The sequence below is a fragment of the Methylosinus sp. sav-2 genome, from assembly GCF_004366495.1.
Taxonomy (GTDB): domain Bacteria; phylum Pseudomonadota; class Alphaproteobacteria; order Rhizobiales; family Beijerinckiaceae; genus Methylosinus.
On sequence record NZ_SOEJ01000001.1, the window covers coordinates 380,785 to 402,825 of the forward strand.

At 66.6% G+C, this 22,041-nt stretch carries 12 protein-coding genes; 8 read left to right on the top strand and 4 right to left on the bottom strand.

Going from position 1 to position 22,041, the window contains the following annotated elements:
* The first annotated feature begins 94 nt into the window (after nt 1-94).
* The 6 genes from EDE12_RS01780 (at nt 95) to EDE12_RS01805 (ending at nt 9,894) form a co-directional block, all read left to right on the top strand.
* A complete protein-coding gene (locus EDE12_RS01780) occupies nt 95-2,050 on the top strand; it encodes an autotransporter assembly complex family protein (protein ID WP_245275830.1) in 1,956 nt (651 codons plus the stop codon).
* Nucleotides 2,050-5,811: a translocation/assembly module TamB domain-containing protein gene (locus EDE12_RS01785; protein ID WP_026599880.1), complete on the top strand. Its 3,762-nt coding sequence runs from the start codon at nt 2,050-2,052 to the stop codon at nt 5,809-5,811. Before EDE12_RS01780 ends, EDE12_RS01785 begins: the two co-directional genes overlap by 1 nt.
* Nucleotides 5,812-5,931: 120 nt before the next feature.
* Complete coding sequence (locus EDE12_RS01790) at nt 5,932-7,308, top strand: TldD/PmbA family protein (protein ID WP_026599879.1); 1,377 nt, start codon at nt 5,932-5,934, stop codon at nt 7,306-7,308.
* Nucleotides 7,305-8,600: a metallopeptidase TldD-related protein gene (locus tag EDE12_RS01795; protein ID WP_026599878.1), complete on the top strand. Its 1,296-nt coding sequence runs from the start codon at nt 7,305-7,307 to the stop codon at nt 8,598-8,600. Before EDE12_RS01790 ends, EDE12_RS01795 begins: the two co-directional genes overlap by 4 nt.
* 11 nt (nt 8,601-8,611) lie before the next feature.
* Nucleotides 8,612-9,136, top strand: a complete 525-nt coding sequence (gene lspA, locus EDE12_RS01800) for a signal peptidase II (RefSeq protein WP_026599877.1) — start codon at nt 8,612-8,614, stop codon at nt 9,134-9,136.
* A gap of 134 nt (nt 9,137-9,270) precedes the next feature.
* The gene (locus EDE12_RS01805) at nt 9,271-9,894 is read left to right on the top strand and encodes a hypothetical protein (RefSeq protein WP_026599876.1); all 624 of its coding nucleotides are present in this window, start codon (nt 9,271-9,273) and stop codon (nt 9,892-9,894) included.
* Nucleotides 9,895-9,918: 24 nt separating this feature from the next.
* Here EDE12_RS01805 and EDE12_RS01810 read toward each other — a convergent pair whose 3' ends face one another.
* Entirely contained in the window at nt 9,919-10,659 is a 741-nt protein-coding gene (locus EDE12_RS01810; RefSeq protein WP_026599875.1) for a carbonic anhydrase family protein, read from the bottom strand.
* 400 nt (nt 10,660-11,059) lie between these two features.
* Between EDE12_RS01810 and EDE12_RS01815 the strand changes: the two genes are divergently transcribed.
* Together EDE12_RS01815 and EDE12_RS01820 are read left to right on the top strand one after the other, a co-directional pair.
* The gene (locus tag EDE12_RS01815; protein ID WP_026599874.1) at nt 11,060-12,478 is read left to right on the top strand and encodes a pitrilysin family protein; all 1,419 of its coding nucleotides are present in this window, start codon (nt 11,060-11,062) and stop codon (nt 12,476-12,478) included.
* A gap of 17 nt (nt 12,479-12,495) precedes the next feature.
* Nucleotides 12,496-13,776 carry a pitrilysin family protein gene (locus EDE12_RS01820; protein WP_026599873.1) on the top strand — a complete coding sequence of 427 codons (1,281 nt, stop codon included), beginning with the start codon at nt 12,496-12,498 and terminating at the stop codon, nt 13,774-13,776.
* 715 nt (nt 13,777-14,491) lie between these two features.
* Here EDE12_RS01820 and EDE12_RS01825 read toward each other — a convergent pair.
* From EDE12_RS01825 to EDE12_RS01835, 3 genes are all read right to left on the bottom strand, one after another.
* Nucleotides 14,492-15,676: a PAS domain-containing protein gene (locus tag EDE12_RS01825; protein ID WP_166671817.1), complete on the bottom strand. Its 1,185-nt coding sequence runs from the start codon at nt 15,674-15,676 to the stop codon at nt 14,492-14,494.
* Between the two features lie 399 nt (nt 15,677-16,075).
* Complete coding sequence (locus EDE12_RS01830; protein ID WP_036291303.1) at nt 16,076-19,186, bottom strand: efflux RND transporter permease subunit; 3,111 nt, start codon at nt 19,184-19,186, stop codon at nt 16,076-16,078.
* The gene (locus EDE12_RS01835) at nt 19,183-22,041 is read right to left on the bottom strand and encodes an efflux RND transporter permease subunit (protein ID WP_026599871.1); all 2,859 of its coding nucleotides are present in this window, start codon (nt 22,039-22,041) and stop codon (nt 19,183-19,185) included. Before EDE12_RS01835 ends, EDE12_RS01830 begins: the two co-directional genes overlap by 4 nt.

A 22,041-nucleotide genomic window follows, 5' to 3' on the forward strand; every position in this document is an offset into this window, starting at 1 on the left:
GGTTGCGCTGTTAAGCTTAACGCGATGGACCGCTTGCAAGGCTGCGCTTATGGTGTGGCAATCCTCGGTTCGGGTCGTTGGCGAAGTGAAATACGTGAAGCGTTTTCTGGGCGTGACGGCGCTCTTGGCGTTCGGCGGCCTGGAAGCCGCCTCCTCCGCCCGCGCATTCGATTTTTTCGGCCTCTTCGGCGCCGCCGAGGAGACGCCGGAGCCGAGCCGCGACGCGCTGCCCTACACTCTGGAATTCGGCGGCCTCGACGAGGCGGAGGGCCTCGCGCGCAATCTTCAGGACGCCTCCAACACATGGCGGCTGCGGCTGCAGGCGCCGCCGACCGGCGCCGGCCTCGCGCGGCGCGTGGTCGCCGATTTTCCGCGCCTCGCCGAGGCGCTATGGGCGAGCGGCTATTATGACGCGGAAATTAAGGCGACAGTCGCCGGCGTCCCGGTGCGGCCGGACGGCCATGGCGCCGATGTCGCCGCCGCCGCAGCCGAGCGGCTGCGCGGCCAGGCGCTGGCGCCCATCCGCATAGAGATCGTCCCCGGCCCGCTGTTCCATTTGCGCAATGTCGTCCTTCTCGACGCCCGCAGCGGCAAGCCGCTCGACGAAGCGCTGCTCTCCAAAAAATCGCTGGAGCGCAACAAGGACGAGCCGGCGCGCGCCGCCGCCCTGCAATCCATGCAGACCGCCTGGGTCGACGCGCTGCGCGCCAATTCCTATCCGCTCGCCAAAGTGGCGACCGCGAAGCCGACGATCATCCACCCCGAAAAGGCGATGGATGTCGTCGTGACGATCGATCCCGGCCCGCGCGCCGGCATAGGCGAAGTGAGGACCAGCGGCTCGCCGGGCATAGATCCGGACGTCATTCGTTCCTACATCTATCTCGAGCAGGGCGAGACCTATAGTCCGAAGAAGCTCGCCGAGCTGCGCAGATCCATCGGCCGCCTCGAGGCCGTCGGCTCGGTGAAGGCGGAGGATGGCGACAAGCTCGACGCCAATGGCAATCTGCCGATCCTCGTGCAGACCAGCGAGCGCAAGCCACATGCGGTGGGCGCGGACGCCTTCTTCTCCAATGTCGATGGGCCGGGCCTGCGCGCCTATTGGACCGATCGCAATCTCTTCGGCGGCGCCGAGCGGCTGCGCTTCGATGTCGAAGGCGGCCTCGCCCCCTTCGGCGGCGCGGCGAGCTACAAGGGCCTCTCCTCGATCCGCCTGAGAGACGTCATCGGCCGCGCCAAGGCGAGCTTCGTGAAACCTGCTCTGTTCGGCTCGCGCAACGATCTGCTGCTCGATATGAGCTTCGTGCGCGAGAGGACCGACTATTACGGGGCAGCGTTCGGAAACGCCACGGCGGCGATCCGCCATCGCTTCAGCGACACGGCGTCCGTGCAGGCGGGGCTCGAATTCGAGCGCGGGCATACGTTCGACGCTTTCGGCCCGCATGATTATTCGCTGCTCGGCTTTCCGCTCTCGGCCAATTACGACGGAACCGACGATCTCCTCGCGCCGACCAACGGCTTTCGCGCCATCGCCAATGTCACGCCTTATGTGAAGGCCTTCGGCGACAGCGTCGGCATGGTGCAATCGAAGACGCAGATCACCGGCTACAAATCGCTGGACGAGGATGGCTGGTATGTGCTCGCCGGCCGCATGGCGGCGGGCTCCATCGTCGGCGCGAGCATAGAGAATATTCCGGCGAGCCATCGCTTCTTCGCTGGCGGCGGCGGCTCGGTGCGCGGCTATCGCTATCGCTCGCTGAGCCCGGACGCCGGACTCGGCTTTCCGGTCGGCGGACGCAGCCTGCTCGAAGGCTCGGCCGAGGCGCGCATAAAGGTGACGCGCGATATCGGCGTGGTTCCCTTTTACGACATAGGCTCCGCCTTTTCGTCGCCATTCCCCGACTTCCAATCGTCCATGCGCTCCTCCGTCGGCATAGGCCTGCGCTATTACACAGGGATAGGCCCGGTGCGCCTCGATGTGGCGACGCCGCTCGGCCGGCGTCCCGGCGAGAATAAATTCGCGATCTTCATCGGCGTCGGGGAGTCGTTCTGATGGGCTTTCGCCGCATTCTCGCCTATGCCTTCGGCGCGCTGCTGCTGCTCGCCGTCGCTGGAACGCTCACGCTGCGGATGCAGACGCGCGAGGGCAAGAGCTTCCTCGCCGATCTCGTCTCGCGCGCCGCCTCCTCGCCCGATATGAAGATCGACATAGGCGCCTTCGAGGACCCGCTGTCGGCGCATCCGCTGCTGCGCGATATCTCCATCGCCGATAGGGACGGCCCCTATCTGAAGATCGATCAGATCGCCCTGGACTGGTCGCCTTCCGCGCTCTTCTCGCTGCGCCTCGATATAGAGAAGCTCGCCATTGGCGCGATCGATATCGCCCGCCTCCCGGCGCCCTCGCGCGCTGCGGCGACGACGCAAAAGAGCGGCGGCGGCTTCTCGCTCCCCGATCTGCCTGTGCGCATACGCCTCGGCCGATTGGCGCTGGAAACACTGTCGCTCGGCGCGCCCGTTCTCGGAACCACAGCGAAATTCACCGTGACCGGCGACGCGGCGCTCGACAAAGGCGCGCATGTTTCGCTCGACATTCGCCGGCTCGACGCGCCGGGCGCCATTACGGCGAAAGCCGATGTCGCGGCGGGCGGCCAAAAGATCACGCTCGCCCTTATGGCGCAGGAGCCGGAGGGCGGGGCCATCGCCCGCCTCGCCGCTCTGCCCGGCCTGCCGCCCGTCGATATTTCGCTGACCGGCGAAGGAACGCTCGACGATTTCGCCGCGCATCTCGCCGCCAAGGCTGGAGAGAAGATCGGCGCCGAAGGCGCGGCGCGCATCATTCACAAGGATGCGGCGCGGCGGCTCGATTTCGACATGGGCGTCCGCCTCGCCCCGCTGCTGCCGCCGGCCGCAGTTCCGCTGCTCGACGGCGTAACGCAGCTCGCCGGCGCCGCCACTCTGCGCGACGATGGCGCGCTCGAGGGCGATATCGCCATCCGCAGCCGCGCGAGCGCCGAAGATGCGTTGCGCCCGCTCGATCTCGCCATTGCGCTGAAGGGCGTTCCAAAGGATGAGCGCATCAGCGCGATTCTGAGCGGAACGCTCGCCGCCCCGGCGCTCTCCGCGCCTGCGCTCGAGAAGCTGCTCGGCAAACGTCTCGCGCTCGGCGGCGCCGTCGCGTCGCTTCCCGGCGGCGGGCTGCGCTTCGAAGGCCTTTCGCTGCGCGGCGAACATGTTTCCGCGAAGATCGACGGCGCCGCGATGCGCGAAGCGCTCGACGTCGGCGCGAAGGTCACGATCGCCGATCTGAAACCCGCCGATCCGCGCCTCTCCGGCCGCGCAGAAATCTCGGTGAAGGCGACCGGCTCCGCCGACAAGCCCAACGCCGATTTCGAGGCGCTGCTGGAAGGCGCGCATCTCGACGGCCATGCGATTCAAAAGCTCGCGCTGCATGGCGCCGCGCGCGATCTCACCGGCGCGCTCGCCGCGACCGCGACGCTGGACGGCGCCATAGACGGCAGCCCCGCGCGCGGCAAGCTGAACGCGCGCAAGGACGCCGGATGGACGATCGACAATCTCGATCTTTCCGTCGGCCGCGCGGCGCTCCACGGCGCGCTCACGCTCGATGCGCAAAGCCTCGCGAGCGGGCGCCTCTCTCTCGTCGCGCCCGATCTCGACGATCTCTCGGCGCTCGCTCTGCGCAAGCTCTCCGGCGCGCTGAAGGCCGATATCATCCTCGACGCGGCGCAAGGCGCGCAGAACATATCGATCGACGCGCAGGGCGCGCGCATCCGCGCCGCCGACACGACAATCGAGAAGCTCAGCGCCAAGCTCTCTGGCCATGATCTCCTGCGCCGACCCGCGCTCGACGGAAACATCGCCGTGGATGCGCTCCATGTCGGCGGCAAGACCATTTCCAAAGCGCGTCTCACCGCGACGCCCGCCGGCGCCGCCACGGCGCTCGATCTCGCAGTGGATGCGGAAGGCTTCGCCATAGCGAGCCGCGCGGCGCTGACGCCGGGCGAAAAGACGCGGCTAGACATTCAATCGCTGTCGGCGCAACGCGCCGGCAAGCGCATCGCCCTCGCCGCTCCGGCGAGCGTCACCCTCGGCGGCGGCGCGGTGGAGCTGAAAGGCGTCGCCTTCGCTGTCGGCGCAGGCCGGCTCGACATAGACGGAACCATCGGCGAGCGGCTCGATCTCACCGCGAGAGCGCGGAGCGTGCCGCTCTCCATCGCTTCCATCGCCGACGCCAGCCTCGCGCTCGAGGGCGCGTTGGACGCCGAGGCGCGCATCACCGGCGACAAGAAATCGCCGAGCGGCGATTGGAAGATAAAGGTCGCCAAGCTCTCCGCCCCGCAATTGCGCAGCAATGGCCTGCCGCCGCTGGACATAGACGCGCGTGGCGCGCTCGCCGGCGCGCGCACGAGCCTCGACGCGACGATCGCGCTCGGAGCCGGCGGGCGCTTCGCCATCACGGGCTCGGCGCCGATCGACGCCGCCGGCGCGCTCGATCTGAAGGTCAAAGGCGAGGCCGACGCCAAGCTCGCCGACACCGCGCTCTCCGTCAACGGCCAGAGCCTGCGCGGCAAGGCCAATGTCGATCTGCGCATCGCCGGCTCCGTCTCGGCGCCGGCGATCGAAGGCGGCGTGACGCTCGCCAACGGCTCCTTCTCCGATCCGCTGAACGGCGTCTATCTCGATCACATAGACGCCAAGCTCGACGGCCACGGACGCGAGATCGCCATCACGCGCCTGACGGCGCTGACCAAAAATGGCGGGCAGATCGCCGCGACCGGCAATATCGCCGTCGAGCCGCAGGCTGGCATGCCCGGCGCCATTCGCATCAAGGCCAAGAATGCGCAGCTCGTCAGCAGCGATCTCGTCTCCGCCACCGCCGATCTCGATCTCGACATAGGCGGCCCGCTCGCCCGTTCGCCGAAGGTCTCCGGCCGCGTGACGCTGACGACGATGGAGGTGAATGTTCCCGATCGCCTGCCCGCCTCCTTTCAGGCGCCGCGCGGCGCGGTGCATATTTCGCCGCGCGCTTTCGCCAAAGAGATGCTGGCGCTGGAGGCCAAGGAGAAAGCGCGCGCCGCCAAGCATTCGCCCTTCGACGCGACGATCGATCTCGCGCTCGCCGCGCCCAATCGCATCTTCGTGCGCGGACGCGGCATAGACGCAGAATTCGGCGGCGAGCTGAAGCTGAATGGCACGATCCAAAAGCCCGCCGTCAATGGGGCTTTCGATCTGCGCCGCGGCAAGCTGCAATTGCTGACCCAGCGCATCGATCTCACGCGCGGAAAATTGAGCTTCGCGGGCGGCCTCGTTCCGCAGCTCGATTTCACCGCCGAGACGACGGCCAGCGACGTGACCGCCAAGATCGGCGTCTCCGGCCCCGCCTCGCTGCCGAATTTCTCCTTCTCCTCCTCGCCGGAGCTGCCGCAGGACGAGGTGCTCTCGCGCCTGCTCTTCGCCAAGGCGTCGGGCTCGCTGTCGGCCTTTCAGGCGGTGCAGCTCGCCACGGCTCTCGCGCAATTCTCCGGCGCCGGAACCGGCGTCGACGCTTTCGAGAAAATGCGCAAGGCGCTCGGCGTCGACTCGCTCGATCTCGAGGCCGGCGGGTCCAGCGGGCCGACGGTCGGCGCCTCGCGCTATATCTCCGACAATATCAGCGTGGGCGTGCGCACGGGCGCCAAGCCGGAGCAGACCGCCGTCAGCGTCGGCGTGGACGTCACCAAGAATGTCCGCGTGAAGGGCGAAACCAAGGTCGACGGCAAATCGTCTTTGGGCGTCGGCGTCGAATGGGAATATTGACGGGGCGCCGCTATTCGCAAATGATGGTCCGAGACCGCGGCCGATAGGCCGTCATTCCACTCGCGGCCGCGTTCCGCTATATTGCCGCTAGAAGCTCATTTCACCCGAAAGGCCGCGAACATGCTCGACCGGCTCGTCGCGCGCGCGGCGCAATTGCCCGCCTATGGGGAATTACGCTGGCACGCCAATCATTCCTCCCGCATCATGATGCGCAAAGGCGTGCTGCTCGCCAATGGACGCTCGCGCGACAGCGGCGTCTCCGCTCGGCTCTATCGCAACGGCGCCTTCGGCTTCGCCGCCGCGCCCGCCGATGACGAGGCCAGCCTCTCCGCCGTTATCGCCACCGCCAAGGACAATGCCGAATTCGCCGGCGGCCACGCCGCGAGCGGCGCGCTCTCCACCGCGGCCGGAAGCGGAAGCTATGATTATCGCAGCACGCGCGCGCCGCTCTCGGCCGAGCAGCGCGTCGATATCGTGCGGCGGCTCGACGAGGCGATCCGCGCCCGCTATCCGGGCCTCGTCAATGTCGATATTTCGCTGTCCAGCCATGCGAGCGAGAAGATTCTCGCCAATAGCGACGGCGCGGCGACCTATTCCTTCGTGCCGCGCGCGGCGCTCGTCGTCTCCATGAGCGTCACCGCCAATGACGGAATCGTCGAGCTCTATGACATTCTCGGCGGCTTCGGCGAGATAGAGGATCAATCCTTCGACGAGGCGACGCTCGCGCCCTGGCTCGAGGATCTGCACGAGAATTTGCGGCGCAAGGCCGAGGGCGGCCAATGCGAGGCCGGCGATCACGACGTCGTGCTCGATTCCGCGCTCGCCGGCATTCTCGCCCATGAGGCGATCGGCCATACTTGCGAGGCCGATCTCGTGCTCGCGGGCTCGGTCGCCGGCGACCATCTCGGCGAGCTGGTGGCGAGCGAGAAGATCACGCTCGGCGATTATGGCGGACGCGGGCCGGACGGCAAATCCTCCTTCGCCATTCATGTCGATGACGAAGGCACGCCGTGCCGCGACGTCGCCATCATCGAGAATGGCGTGCTGAAAAACTTTCTGCACAATAAGCGCACCGCGCAAATGCTGGGCGCGGAGCCCGCCGGCAACGCGCGCGCTTTCTCCTTTCAGGACGAGCCGCTGGTGCGCATGCGCAATACCTGCATCGCCAAGGGAAACGACAAGCTCTCCGACATGATCGGCGCGATCGAGCGCGGCTATTATCTGAAGCGCTCGACCAATGGCCAGGCGGACGCGACGAGCGAATTCATGTTCGGCGTCAATTGCGGCTATGAGATTCGCGACGGCAAGCTCGGCCGCGCCATTCGCGACACCACCATCTCCGGCGTCGCCTTCGACATGCTGAAGAGCGTCACCCATGTCGGCGATGATTTCCACTGGTCGGCGGGCGGCGGCTGGTGCGGCAAGAAGCAGGTGATCGCCGTCGGCATGGGCGGCCCGTCGATCAAATGCCGCGTCACTCTGGGAGGACGCGGATGAGCGCGCCGACGGATGATTTTCTCGACCAGATTCTCGCGCGAGCGAAAGCGGCCGGCGCCACAGCCGCGCAGGCGCTGAGCAGCCGCACGCGCTATTTCGAGATCGAATTCGATCATCGCAGCGTCGATCTCGTGCGCTCCACCGAGAATGAGACGACGATGATCACCGTGTTCCGCGACGGCAAGCGCGGCGGCGCGACGCTCAACGGCCGCCGGCCGGAGGAGGTCGAGGCTGCGATCGCCGCCGCGGCCACGGCGGCCGAAGCGGGCGTCGCCGATCCCGCGAACGACATCGCCGCGGCGCCCTCGCTGCCGCCCGGCGATCACGGCCCTTCGGAGCCGGACCGCGCCGCCATGCGCGCGCAGGTCGATGAGTTTCTGGCGAGCCTGCCCTCGCGCCATCCGCTGCTGCGGCTGCGCGACAGCCTCTACACTTTCACCGACCATGAGACGGAATTCGCCAATTCGAACGGGCTGCGCCAGCGCGAGCGGCGCGGTGGTCACGGCTTTCGCGCCATGTTCATGGCCAAGGACGGGGCGCTCACCACATCTTTCAACGCGGCGGGGGGAAGGTCCTTCACGCCCTTCGCCTCGCTCTATGACGCCGCCGGCGTCGGGCGGCTGATGGCGGAATGCGAGCGCTCGCTGGAGCGCCGGCCGGTCACGGGAAAATTCGTCGGCGACGTGATCGTCACGCCGCATTGCCTCACCGGGCTGCTGCCCTCCATTGCGGGCGCGCTCTCCGGCCCCGCCCTGCTCGCCGGCTCCTCGCCGTTCAAGGACAAGCGTGGCGAGCGCATCGCCAGCCCTTTGTTCTCGCTCGACAACGCCCCGCGCTCCGCGGATTTCGTGGACGGCTCGGATTTCGACGAATTCGGCGTGCCGACGCGCGATCTGCCGATCATCGAGGATGGCGTGCTGAAGGATTTCCTCATCGGCTATTTCTTCTCGCGCAAGCTCGGTCTGCCGCAGACGGCGGGCGTGCGCAACAGCCGCGTGCGGCCGGGAGAGACGAGCCTCGCCGATATGATCGCCGGGGTGAAGCGCGGAATTCTGTTCTCCCGCTTCTCGGGCGGCGCGCCCAATGACAATCTGGATTTTTCTGGAATCGCCAAAAACTCGTTCTATATCGAGGACGGCGAGGTGCGGCACGCCTCGAGCGAGACCATGGTGAGTGGGAATTTCCAACAATTGCTGCAAGATATTCACGCCGTCTCGAAAGAGGTCGTGAATTTCGGCGATTGCGTCTATCCCTTCATCGCCGCCTCGGGCGTGACCATTTCGTCGAAATGAGAGGAAGCGCCTTGGTCTATCGCCCCTGGTTCTCCGCCCCTCGCGCCTTCGGCCTCGTGGCGGTGGTTCTCGCTCTGGCGCTGGATCAGGCGCATAAATTCTGGATGCTGCATGTCTTCGACATCGGCCTGCGCCAACCGATCCGGCTCACTTCCTTTCTCGATCTCGTGCTGTCGTGGAATTTCGGCGTCTCCTATTCGCTGCTCTCCTCGCAGACAGAGCCGACGCGGGCGCTGCTCGTCGCCTTTCAATTGTCGATCGTCGGCTGCCTCGGCTACTGGCTATGGCGGGCGCCGCGGCGGCTCACCGCGGCGGCGCTCGGCCTGGTGGTGGGCGGGGCGCTCGGCAATGTCGCGGATCGGCTGACGCGCGGCGCGGTGGCGGATTTCTTCTTCTTCCACACCGCCCTGCCGGTGGGACCGCTGGCCAATTACGTGTTCAATGTCGCCGACGCGGCGATTTTCCTCGGCGTCGTCCTGCTGCTGCTGGAGAGCTTTCGCACCGGCGCCGCGCGGCCGACCCCGGCCGCCGGATAGCGAACAGCGTCGATTTCGGCTGGCCCGGAGCCTCACACGCCTCTAAAATGCCGTTAAGCTGGCCGTAACAATTCGGCTCTTTGGGAATCGCGCGCGCTCGGACGGGGCCGCGCCCATGGGAGGAGATCTGGGCGATGAAACGGGCGACAGCCTCTCTGCGTCTTACGCCGGCATGCGTCGGGCTCGCGCTCGTGTTTCTCGGCGGAACGGGCGTCGTCCCGGCCGCGGCCTATGACGACAAATCGACGCTCACCTCGGTGCTCGGCTTCATCGGCGTCTATTCCGACGAGGACGAGAGCCAGAAGATCGTCTTCCGCGAGCATCCCAAGCTGGTCGTGCCGCCCAATCGACAGGGGCTCCCCTCGCCGCAGGCGGAGACCGAGCGCCCCGCCTCCTGGCCGGTGGATCAGGAGATCGCGCGCCGCAAAGGCGCGCCGGCTCCCGCGCGCCAGCCGGGCCTCAACGAGAATCCCAATGTCGCCGGCTCCAAGAATGGCGAGCATGACGGCCCGCGCAAATGCCTCGTCGCCGCCTCGGACGGCCATTGCACCATCGCCACAGACGCGGACGAGCCGGGCGCCGCTACCGGCCCGAAGACGCGCGGCGCCGGCGAGGCCTCGACCCGCTCCTATCTGACCGAGCCGCCGCAGGCCTATCGCCAGAAGGTGGCGGGCGGCAAAGGCGTGAAGGAAGCGGAGGAAAAGCCGGGCTGGACCAATCCGATCGGCATGATCGGCAGCCTTTTCGGCGGCTCCTGAGCCGCCGATCCAGCGCCCCACCGCTCAGCCGCCGCTCAGCACGATGCGGCGATGCGTCGGCTGCAGCGGGCGGGCGTTCATCGGGAACAGCGTCTTGAAGGCGTCTATGTCCGCCTTCGCCACGGCCACCGGCTCGGCGAAGACATTCCAATGCACCACCTCCGAACAGGGCGGCGTGGTCAGCGAGCCCTCGTAGCGGAAGAATTTCTTTCCCTTCGGCAGCAGAGCGGAGGCGTCGACCGGAGCCTTCAGCGCAGCTTTGCCCTCCTCCTTCGGCGCGGCGGCCATCAGCGCGGATAGCGCCTTATTGGGCGCGCCGGCGACGAGGAAGGAGCCGACCACCAGAAGATCGCCATTGTCGCCGGCGTGGACGAAATGCGCCTCCATCGCGAGGCGCTTGCCGCCGAGGGCGTGCTCGCTCGGCGTGTGGAAATGGAACTGCTTCAGCTCGAACTTGCGGCCGCCGAGCTCGGCGACGCCGCTCCCGGCAGCGGCATTGGCCTGGATCGTATGGCCATTGTTGACGATCTCGAAAGCCTGCGGCTTCCAGCCGAGCTTGGGCGGGCGAATGTCGGCTTTCACCGCATCGGCGAGGTCGATCGGCGATTGTTCCGCGCCCAGCGTGCAGGCCTTCGCCGCCTCGTCATGCGCGCCCCAATGCTGCGCATCGTCATAGGTCCAATGCGCCCCCTCGGCGCGGGCCGCGGCGGCGCAGAACGGGCAGGCCGCGAGACCGGCCAGAAAAGAACGTCGTGTGAAAGCCATGCGATCCCCCCTTGCGGCGCTTCGGTCGCGGCGCATTGGCCGCCGCGCCGTCGAATTTTGACGATTCGAGGGGGAGATGATGCCATGAGAGCTTCAGCTGCGGCAACGCTGGCGCGGAGCGTCCGGCGACGCCCTCACAACGGGTATAGTCGTACAGCCTGCTCGCCATTCATCGACAAAGCGATGCGGCCCAGCAACGCCGCGCCCTCTCGCGCGCGGCGCCTGACATGCCTCGCATTCACGCTTATATAGATCGAATGCTTCCGTCGAAGCGTCCGGGGGAAAGCCCACGGCCGAACTGGCGCCGAATTCTCTTGGCCGGGCCGAGGTTCGGTCGGACCGTTCTTGCCGTTCAGCACACGCCCGAGCGCCGGACGCGCTATAGCGAGGAAAGATTATCATGCCGATGACACAGCCGGGGGCCGAGGCGATCGCGGCCGATCACGCCGCCAGCCCCGCCTCCGCCAAGATCGACGCGCGCGCCGGAGCCGCCAAAAGCGAGAGCGCCGCCGCCGGGGTCGTCCATTCGCGCCTCGCCAATGGAATGGAGATCGTCGTCATCGCCGACCGCCGCGCGCCGGTCGTCACCCATATGGTCTGGTATCGCAACGGCTCCGCCGACGATCCGCTCGGCAAGTCGGGAATCGCGCATTTCCTCGAGCATCTGATGTTCAAGGGCACGCACGCCCATCCGCAGGGCGAGTTCTCCAATCTCGTCTCCGAGCTCGGCGGCCAGGAGAACGCCTTCACCAGCTATGACTACACGGCCTATTTCCAGCGGATCGGCAAGGAGCATCTCGGCACGCTGATGGAGTTCGAGGCCGATCGCATGACGAATCTGGTCCTCTCCGACGAGATTGTGGGGCCGGAGCGCGAGGTGGTGCTCGAGGAGCGCCGCATGCGCACCGAGAACGACCCTTCCGCCCAGCTCGACGAGGCGGTGCAGGCCGCGCTGTTCCCGCATCACCCCTATGGCACGCCGATCATCGGCTGGGGCCATGAGATCGAGACGCTCGGCCGCGAGGACGCCCTGCATTATTATCGTCGCTTCTACACGCCGGAGAACGCCATACTCATCGTCGCCGGCGACGTGGATTTCGAGACCGTGCGCGCGCTCGCCGAGACGAGCTATGGCCGCATTCCCGCGCGCGACGACGCGCCGAGCCGCAAGCGCCCGCGCGAGCCGGAGCCGCGCGCCCATCGTCTGGTGACGCTCGCGGACGAGAAGGTCGAGCAGCCGACGCATGAGCGCGTCTTCCTCGTGCCGTCCTACACGACCGGCGCGCCCGGCGAGGCCGAGACGCTGGAAGTTCTCGGCCATGTGCTGGGCGGCGGGCCGTCGAGCGTGCTGTATGATTCTCTCGTGGTGGAGCAAAAGCTCGCGGTCAACGCCGGGGCCTATTACATGGGCTCGGCGCTGGACGACACCCGCTTTTGGGTGTTCGCCACGCCGGCGCCCGGCGTCTCGCTGCAGCAGCTGGACGACGCCATCGGCGCGGTGATCGACAAATTCGCCGCCGCCGAGATCGCCGAGGCCGATCTGAAGCGCGCCAAGAATCGTCTCGTCGCCGAGGCGGTCTATGCGCAGGACAGCCAGGTCTCGCTCGCCCGCTGGTATGGCGAATCGCTGGCCACCGGCCTCGCGGTGGAGGATGTCGCCGCCTGGCCGGACCGCATCGACGCCGTCTCCGCCGCCGACCTCGCCGCCGCGGCCCGCAAATGGCTGCAGAAGCGCCGCGCCGTCACCGGCTTCCTCGAATCCGAGGGCCAGGACGAAGCCAAAGACGCCGAAGCCAAAGACGCCGTGCTCGCCGCCTGACATCGGAGCGTAAATCAATGACAGCCCACGCCATCGCGCCTGCGCGCAGCCGCGCCGAGACCATTCAGCGCGTCGTCACGCCCGGCGGGATCGAAGCCTGGCTCGTCGAGAGCTATGCGGTTCCGCTCGTCGCGCTCGAATTCGCCATGCGCGGCGGCGCCTCGCAGGACCCGGCCGGCAAGGCGGGTCTCGCGACGCTGCTCGCCGGTCTGCTCGACGAGGGCGCCGGCCCCTATGACGCCCGCGCTTTCCACCTCGCCATAGAGGATCTGGCGATCCGGCTCGGCTTCGGCTGCGACCGCGACGCCATCTCCGGCCATATGCAGACGCTCTCCCGCAACAGCGACGAGGCTTTCGAGCTGCTGCGCGTCGCGCTCTGCGAGCCGCGGCTCGAGCAACAGGCGATCGACCGCGTGCGCGGCCAGATCGCCGCCGGGCTGAAGCGCGACGCCAACGATCCCGATGCGCTGGTCGCTAGAGCCTTCCGCGAGGCCGCCTTCCCCGACCATCCCTATGGGCGGCCGGTGCGCGGCGATCTCGAGAGCCTCGCAAATCTGACGCGCGACGATCTCGACGCGCTGAGGATTCGCCTGCTGACGCGCAGCGATCTGAAAATCGCCGTCGTCGGCGCCATAGACGCGGCGACGCTCGCCGCCAAGCTGGACGCGATCTTCGGCGCCCTGCCGGCGCAGAGCCTTCTCACCCCCGTGCCCGAGATCGACATTCACGCGCTCGGCGAGCGCCGCATCATCGATCTCGACGTGCCGCAATCGGCGATCCGCTTCGGCCGTCCGGGCATGCAGCGGCATGATCCCGATTATTTCGGCGCCGTGGTGGTCAACCACATCCTCGGCGGCGGCGTCTTCACGGCGCGCCTGTTCAACGAGGTGCGCGAGAAGCGTGGTCTCGCCTATTCGGTCTATTCGCATCTCAACGAATATGACAAATGCGCCATGCTGGTCGGCGGCGCGGCGACGAAGAACGAGCGCGCCCGCGAATCGCTGGAGGTGATCCAGGCCCAATTCGCCGATCTCGCCAATGAGGGGCCGAGCGCGGACGAGCTCGACAAGGCGAAGAAATATCTGACCGGCTCCTATGCGCTGCGCTTCGACACATCGACGAAGATCGCCGGCCAGCTGGTCAATCTCCAGCTCGACGGCTTTGCACCCTCCTATCTCGACGAGCGCAATGGCCGTATCGACGCGGTGACGCTGGACGACGCCCGCCGGGTGGCCAAGCGCCTGCTCGGCGACGGCGAGCTGCTGGTGTCGATCGCCGGACGTCCGCAGGGCCTCTGATCGGGTTGAACCGCAGGGCTCCTCGATCGCTCATACGGTTTCCGGCGGATCGGCTGGCGCGGCCTTCGCCGCCTTCCTTCTCCCCGCTCGCGGGGAGAAGGAAGGCGCGCGCCGAAGCATTCAGCCGGAAACCGCATCAAAACGCGCATGCAAGGCGAGTATCGACAGCGCGATCCGGTCCAATGATCGGATCGCGCTGTCGAAAACATATGAGCGCAGGGCGAGCCTTCGCGGCGCGCCGCGAGCGATTATCTCCAGATTACACGATGATCTTCTGCAAAAGAAAACGGGCGCCGCAACCTGCGGCGCCCGACGGATCGTCATGAAAAAGGGGTTCGGCAGACGCCGAACCCCTGCGCCGTTGCAAATTCCGTCGGGTGAATAATTGATTCACTATTGATCGACTACCCTTCTTCTTTAGCGCGCTCCGATCGTAAAGGAAACAACCTAATATAGATCGCGAGCAGAAAGACGACGCCTGTGTCTCGTAGGTAACACTAGTACTTATACCATAGGATTATTACTTGTGGTGGTATTGCTTGGTACTAATACTAAGCACACGGACGAGAGCTTTTACTTTCAGCGGCTTGCCCTGAGATTAGGATATGCTTCAGCACAGCCGTGAGCGGCCCCTTGTTTCGAAGGGCGAAAGATTATGAGCATTTCCCGATGACAGGCGAGCGGCTACGGCCAGCCGCCCCCATTATCCACAGGCTCAGTCCGCCAAAGGGAGAGAGAGCCGAAAGGCGGAGCTTCCGCCATCCTCTTTCTGCGACGAGAATCGCACGCCGTCGGCCTCGACGAGCGCACGCGATCTCGCCGGCTCTGCGGCAGCGCGCGGATCGCGACACGGCGCGATAGACGCGGCGCCGGCGTCGCTTATCTCGATGGCGATCTCGCCGCCCCGCGTCGATGTGACGACGATCAATTCGCGATGGGACGTGGCGATCGCCGCCTGCGCGGCCGCCCGCAGGAGATCGCTCACCTCCTCCTCGATCTGCGCCCGATCGCCGATCACGAGATCGCGCTCGGCGCACAGACGTAGCTCGGCGGAAACCGTCTCGCCGAGATCGCCGCGCAGCGTCTCCCATGCTTCGCGAATCAGTGGATGCAGCGCGATCTCCGTCGACGCGCATGATTCATGCGTGAAAAGCTCGCGCCAATCGCCGACGAGACGCGCGGCGCGATACAATTGCGCGCCGGCGCGGTCCATGGCGGCGAGCTGCTCCTCCGACTGCGCGCCGCCGCCGAGCGTCGCGCGCCGGCGCGCAACCTGGAGATAGGCGGCCGCGGCGGTGAGCGGCTGATTGATATCATGGGCGAAGCCGACGGCCCGGAGCTCCAGCCCCCTCAGCCGCTCGGCCTGCCGGCGCAGCTCCTGCGCTTCGGCCGCGTCCTGCGCGAAACCCACGCCGCGCCCGCCCCGCTCGTCGAGCGCGACGAAGCGGAGCCGCAGCCGCGCGCGCGCGCCGTCCTTGCGCATGAATTCCGTCTCGACGCTGTTCTCGACCGGAGACCGCAGCCGCGTGGCGGCCCGCCAATCAATGCGGCCGGCGCCGAGATCGTCGCGCTCATAGCCGGTCATGCGGAGAAATTCGTCGTTGGCTTCCGTCACCTGGCCGCCCTCCTCCCAGCAGAAGGCGCCGACCGGCCCATTCTCCCACAGCATGCGCGCGCAAGCGTCGCCCGCGTAGAAATCGGCGTTCCTCTCGGAGCGGAAGCGAAGGCGCCCAAGCAGGGCGAGCGCCGCCAAGGCCGCGGCCACCGCCATCGCGGCGGCGAGGCCGCCGATGAGAGCCGAGAATTGCGCAGCCGTATCAAAGGACGCAGAGCCGACCTGCTCTCCGACCGAGGCCTGCGAGCCGAAACACGTCAGCAAGGCGACGGCCGCGAGCGCCACGCCGAATCCGCCCGGCCGATGCGCGGCGAATTCACGGCGCCGAATGATATGATTCCAGAGGGCGCGAAGCCCGGCCCCGGCAGTTGCGCCCATTCGTCGTGGCGCGCCTGCCGCATCCCGAGAAAACCACATGCTCGGCACAAGCAAATTCCGACAATCACCGAATGCGACGAGCGCAAGACTGGCCCAGAAGATTTATTTTGGCAATCCGTCCGATCGATCGGACGTAGATGAAAATTATCCCATCACGCCATGACATTCTGGCGAAGCAGCGCAAAAAAGCGCGAACGCAGGCCCAAGGAAGGGCGGCGCCCGATCGCGCCGAAGAAGCGATAGAGCCGCGCGTGGCGCGTGGGAGGACGCAGGCCGCGCATGAAGACAGGCGCTGGCGATCTCGGGTCACGAGGAAATCTCCGGCCGCGCTGGCGCGAGCGCGCCGGGCTCCGCGCGGCGGAACGGCAGTCGCGCCTTGCTCATCAGCAGATAGATCACCGGCGTCGTGTAGAGCGTGAGAATCTGGCTCAGCAGTAGGCCGCCGACGATGGTGACGCCGAGTGGCCGTCGCAAATCCGCGCCAATGCCGCCGGCGAACGCCAGAGGCAGCGCGCCGAACATGGCCGCGAGCGTCGTCATCAGAATGGGGCGGAAGCGCTCCTTGGCGGCGAGCAGCGCCGCGTCGCGCGTCGAAAGCCCGTCCTCGCGCTCGGCGATCAGCGCGAAATCGACGAGCATTATGCCGTTCTTCTTCACAATGCCGATCAGCAGCAGAATGCCGATGAAGGCGATCATCGAGAATTCCACCGCGAACATCTGCAGCGACAGCAGCGCGCCGAGCCCCGCCGCCGGCAGAGTGGAGATGATGGTGACGGGATGCACAAGGCTCTCATAGAGCACGCCGAGAATGATATAGACCGCGAGCAGAGCGACGACGATCAATATGGTCATGCTGCGCCCCACTCTGCGTGCGTCGCCCGCCTCGCCGGCGAGCTCGCCGCGCAGCCCGCTCGGCGGATTCATCTCGACGAAGGCGCGCTCCACGGCCTGGCTCGCCGCTTCGAGCGTCTCCTCCGGCGCCAGATTGAAAGTGATGGTGACGGCCGGCATGGCGCCTTGATGATTGACGACCATCGGCATGGTCGAGCGCTCGAAGCGCGCGATGGCGCTCAACGGAACCTGTCCGCCGGAGGCGCTGGACACGTAGATTCCAGCAAGATCGCGCAGATCCCGCTGGCGCGTCGGCGGCGTCTCCAGCACGGCGCGATATTGATTGCGCTCGCCATAGATCACCGAATCCTGGCGCTGGCCGAAGGCGCCGTTGAGCGCGGCGTCCACGGCCGAGATCGGCACGCCCATTCGCGAGGCGGCGTTGCGATCGACGACGACCTTGGCGCCGAGGCCGCCCTGCTGGCGGTCGCTCGTCACATCGACGATCTGCGGAACCTTGCGCATGCGCGCCAACACTTTTGGCGCCCACTCGGTCAATTCGGCGACATCGTCGTCGAGCAGCGTGAACTGATAGGCCGAGGCGCTCCAGCGCGCGTGAAGGAACACATCCTGCGAGGGCGTCAGCATCACTTGCAGCCCCGCGACCTTGGCGAGCTCCTTGCGCAGCCGCGCGATCACCTGCTTGCTGGAGAGGCTGCGCTCCTCGCGCGGCTTGAGCCTTATGTTGAAGCGCGCTTGATTGAGCGCGGCGGTGAGCGCGCCGCCGCCGACCGACGAGCCGACGCCAACGACATCTGGATCGGCGGAGATGATCGCCTCCGCCTGCTTCTGCAGCCGCATGATCTCCGCGAAGGAGACATCCGGCGAGGCTTCACTCGATCCATTGATGAAGCCATTGTCGTCCTGCGGAAGATTGCCCTTCGGAATCGCCTGATAGAGATAGGCTGTCCAGCCGATCGTGCCGATGATGACGATGAGCGTCAGCCGCGGATGATCGATGACGGGGCGCAGGCTGCGGCCATACCAATAGACGATTCTGTCGAGCGCGCCTTCGACGATGCGATCGAAACGCGAGCCTCCGCCTTTCCCGCCCCATGGCGCGAAAGCGCAGACCATGGGCGTCACCGTGAGCGAGACGATCGTGGAAATGAGAATGGCGGAAGCGAGCGTGTAGGAGAACTCGCGCAGAAAGCGCCCCATCAGCCCGTCCATGAACAGCAGCGGGATGAAGACGGCGATGAGCGACATGGAGATGGAGACGACGGTGAAGCCGATCTGCCGCGCGCCGATCAGCGCCGCCTCGAAACGGCTTTTGCCGCGCGCCACCCAGCTCTCGATATTCTCGATCATCACGATCGCATCGTCGACGACGAAGCCGACTGAGACGGTGAGCGCCATCAAAGAGAGATTGTCGATGGAATAGCCCGCGACCCACATGGCCGCGCAAGCGCCGATGAGCGACAGAGGCAGAGTGACGCCTGCCGCGATCATCGGCGTCGCACGTCGCAGGAAGACGAAGACCACGCCCATCACCATCACGACCGAGAGCAGCAGCGTGCGCTGAATCTCGCCGACGCTAGCGCGGATCGTCTGCGTGCGATCAGAGAGAAAGCCGATATCGACGCCGGCGGGAATCCAGCGCTCCATCTCCGGCAGCAACGCCTTGATGCGCTCCACCACCTCATTGACATTGGCGTTGGGCTGGCGCGCGACATTGATGAGCACCGCCGGCCGGCCATTGTACCAGCCGGCGGCGAGGCGGTTGCGCACGCCGCGATCGACATTGGCGACATCGCCGAGCCTGACGATGACGCCCTTCTCCGCCGAGACGACAATGCCGCGAAAATCCTCCGGCGTCGTCAATTGATCATTGGTCTCGATCGTCCAGCTGCGCTCGTCGCCGTCGAGCGAGCCGACCGGCGCGCGCACATTGGCCGTAGCGATCGCCGTTGCCACTTTGTCTATGCCGACGCCCATGGCGGCGAGGCGCGCCGGATCGAGCTGAATGCGGATCGCCGGCTGCTCCGATCCGGCGATGCGCGCCTCCGCGACGCCGGGAACGCGCGCGATGCGCTGCGCGATGATGGAATCGGCCGCATCGAAGATCACGCCGCTCGGCAGCGTCTCGGAGGTGAGCGCCAGAATCATCACCGGCTCCAGCGCATCGGTGGATTTGCGCAAGAAGGGCCGTTGCGGCATGTCCGACGGAAGATCGGTGAGCGCGGCGTTGATCGCCGCCTGCACGTCGCGCGCCGCGGCGTCGAGGCTGCGGCTCATGTCGAATTGCACGATGATGCGGGTGGTTCCCGTCCAGCTCGCCGAGGTCATCTCATTGACGCCCGCTATGGCGCCGAGCTGCCGCTCCAGGGGCGCGGCGACCGAGGCCGCCATCGGCGCCGGATCGGCGCCCGGCCGATTGGCGGAGACGCTGATGGAGGAATATTCGAGCGAGGGAAGCGTCGCGACCGGAAGGAAGAGATAGGCGACGCAGCCGACGACGAAGAGCGCTATGGCCAGCAGCGTCGTGCCGACGGGACGACGAATGAACGGCTCCGAAATATTCATTCCGCGGCCTCCCTGCGCAGCGCGACGACGCGGCCCGAATCCGGCGGAGGCGCGCCACCTCCGAGCCGCGCGCGCAGCCTCTCCACGCCGAGATAGATGACCGGCGTCGTGTAGAGCGTGAGCAGCTGCGAGAGCAGCAGCCCGCCGATGATGGCGACGCCGAGCGGAATACGCAGCTCCGAGCCCGGCCCATGCGAGAGGGCCAGCGGCAGCGCGCCGAGCAGAGCGGCGAGCGTCGTCATCATGATGGGGCGAAAGCGCAGCCGCGCGGCGGTGACAATCGCCTCGCGCGGCGAGAGTCCGTCGCGATCGAGCTCGAGCGCGAAATCGATCATCATGATCGCATTTTTCTTCACAATACCCATCAGCAGCAGCACGCCGATGAGCGCGACGATCGACATGTCGAGCCGAAAGATCATCAGCGCGAGCAGCGCGCCGACGCCGGCCGAAGGCAATGTGGTGAGCACGGTGAAAGGATGCGCGAAGCTCTCATAGAGCACCCCGAGCACCACATAGATGGTGAGCACGGCGGCGAGGATGAGCCAGGGCTCGCTCTCCAGCGATTTTTGGAATTCCGCTGCGTCTGCGGAGAAGACACCGCTAACCGCGCCGGCGAGGCCGATCTCGCGCTCCGCGCGTGAGACGGCGTCCACCGCCGCGCCCAGCGAGACGCCGCTCGCAAGATCGAAGCTGATCGTCGCCGCGGGAAACTGATCGAGATGCGCGACGGAGAGCGGCGCCGTCGTCTCCTCTATCTGCACGAAGCTTCCGAGCGGCGTCTGCGGACCGCCGCCGGGCGCAGAGACATAGAGCTTTTCCAGCGCGCGCGGCCCACGCAAATATTGCGGCGCCGCCTCCAGCACGACACGATATTGATTGGCCTGGCCATAAATGGTGGAGACCTGCCGCTGGCCGAAAGCGTCGTTGAGAATATCGTCGACATTTTGCGCCGAAATGCCGAGGCGGCCCATCTTCTCGCGATCGATGCGCACGAAGGCGCGCAAGCCGCCGTCCTGCGTCTCCGCCGCGACATTGCGCAGCGCCGGCTCGTCGCGCAGCCTGGCGAGAAGCCTGGCCGCATAATCCATCAGCTCGCGGCGATTGGCCGAGGTGAGCGTGTATTGATATTGCGAGCGGCTCGCGCGCGTCGTGATCTGAATGTCCTGCACCGGCTGCGCATAGGCAGTGACGCCGGGGACGCGATCCATCGCCTTCTTGAGCCGATCGGCGATCACATCGGCGGAGGCGGCTATGGTGAGCGCGAGCGTCGCGCCGGTGAGCATCAGAACGAAGCGCTGACGCGACATCGCCCAATCGAGCGTCGTCTCGTATAAGCGATCGAGCCGCGCGGAGAATCCCGCCGCGCGATGGGCCCCGCCGCCGCGCAGCAGTCGCGCGCAGAGCATGGGCGTCAGCGTGAGCGAGATCACCGCCGAGGCGACGACGGCGATGGTGAGCGTCAGCGCGAATTCGCGGAACATGCGACCGACGACGCCGGTCATGAACAGCAGCGGAATGAAGACGGCGATGAGCGAGACGGTGAGCGAGACGACGGTGAAGCCGATCTCGCGCGCGCCGTCGAGCGCGGCGCGCAGCGGCGTCTTGCCGCCCTCCATGCCGCGCACGATGTTCTCGATCATGACGATGGCGTCATCGACGATGAAGCCCGCGCCTATGATGAGCGCCATCAAGGAGAGATTGTCGAGCGAGAAGCCCGCCGCCCACATGACCGCGAAGGTCACGATGATGGAGAGCGGCAGGCTGACGCCGGCGATGACCGTCGCCCGCGCGCTGCGCAAGAAAAGATAGACGACAAGCACGACCAGCGCGGCCGAGAGCGCCAGCGTGAATTCCACGTCGGCGATGGAGGCGCGAATCGTGTCGGTGCGGTCGGAGACGATATCGAGCGTCATGCCGGCCGGCAGAGCGCGGCGCAGAAACGGCAGCTGCCGCTTCACCAGCTCCACAGTGTCGATGATATTGGCGCCGGGCTGACGCACGATATCGAGCACGACAGATTGCTCGCCGTCGAACCAGGCACCGACGCGTGAATCCTCGAGCCCGTCGATGACATCGGCGACGTCGCCCAGCATCAAGGGCGCGCCATTGCGCCAGGCGATCACCAGCGTCTTATATTGCTCGGCGGCGAGAATCTGATCGTTGACGTCGAGCGTATAGGATTGCCGCGCGCCGTCGAGCGCGCCTTTCGCGCCGGAAATATTGGCGGAGGCGACCGCCTGACGCAAATCCTCCATATTGAGATTATTGGCCGCGAGCCGCGCGAGATCGGCTCTTATGCGCACGGCGGGACGCACGCCGCCTTCCACCGACACGCGGCCGACGCCCGCGACTTGCGACAGGCGCGGCGCGATCACCGTGTCGGCGAGATCGGAGAGATCGCGCAAGCTCGCGGTCGGCGAGCGCAGCGCGAGCGCCATGACCGGCGTGTCCGCCGGATTCACCTTGGCGTAGATCGGCGGATAGGGAAGATTGCGCGGCAGCGTCGACGCTGCGGAATTGATCGCCTGCTGCACATCCTGAGCGGCGGCGTCTATGTCGCGATCCAGCGCGAATTGCAGCGTGATCTGCGAGAGGCCGAAGGAGCTCTGCGACGACATCGAGGAGAGCGACGGTATTTGTCCGAACTGCCGCTCGAGCGAGGCCGTCACCAGAGCGGCGATCGTATCCGGATTGGCGCCGGGCAGACGCGTCGTCACCTGAATGGTGGGGAAGTCCATCTGCGGCAGGGGCGCGATCGAAAGGCGCAGAAAGCCGAGCGCGCCGGCGATCAGCAGAGCGAAGGCGAGCAGCGATGTGGCGACGGGCCGCTCGATGAAAGGCGCCGATATATTCAT

Coding starts and splice junctions, on each gene's coding strand:
- EDE12_RS01815 (WP_026599874.1), top strand. CDS start 11,060: ATGCCGATGACACAGCCGGGGGCCGAGGCGATCGCGGCCGATCACGCC.
- EDE12_RS01795 (WP_026599878.1), top strand. CDS start 7,305: ATGAGCGCGCCGACGGATGATTTTCTCGACCAGATTCTCGCGCGAGCG.
- EDE12_RS01830 (WP_036291303.1), bottom strand. CDS start 19,186: ATGAATATTTCGGAGCCGTTCATTCGTCGTCCCGTCGGCACGACGCTG.
- EDE12_RS01785 (WP_026599880.1), top strand. CDS start 2,050: ATGGGCTTTCGCCGCATTCTCGCCTATGCCTTCGGCGCGCTGCTGCTG.
- EDE12_RS01835 (WP_026599871.1), bottom strand. CDS start 22,041: ATGAATATATCGGCGCCTTTCATCGAGCGGCCCGTCGCCACATCGCTG.
- EDE12_RS01810 (WP_026599875.1), bottom strand. CDS start 10,659: ATGGCTTTCACACGACGTTCTTTTCTGGCCGGTCTCGCGGCCTGCCCG.
- EDE12_RS01790 (WP_026599879.1), top strand. CDS start 5,932: ATGCTCGACCGGCTCGTCGCGCGCGCGGCGCAATTGCCCGCCTATGGG.
- EDE12_RS01805 (WP_026599876.1), top strand. CDS start 9,271: ATGAAACGGGCGACAGCCTCTCTGCGTCTTACGCCGGCATGCGTCGGG.
- EDE12_RS01820 (WP_026599873.1), top strand. CDS start 12,496: ATGACAGCCCACGCCATCGCGCCTGCGCGCAGCCGCGCCGAGACCATT.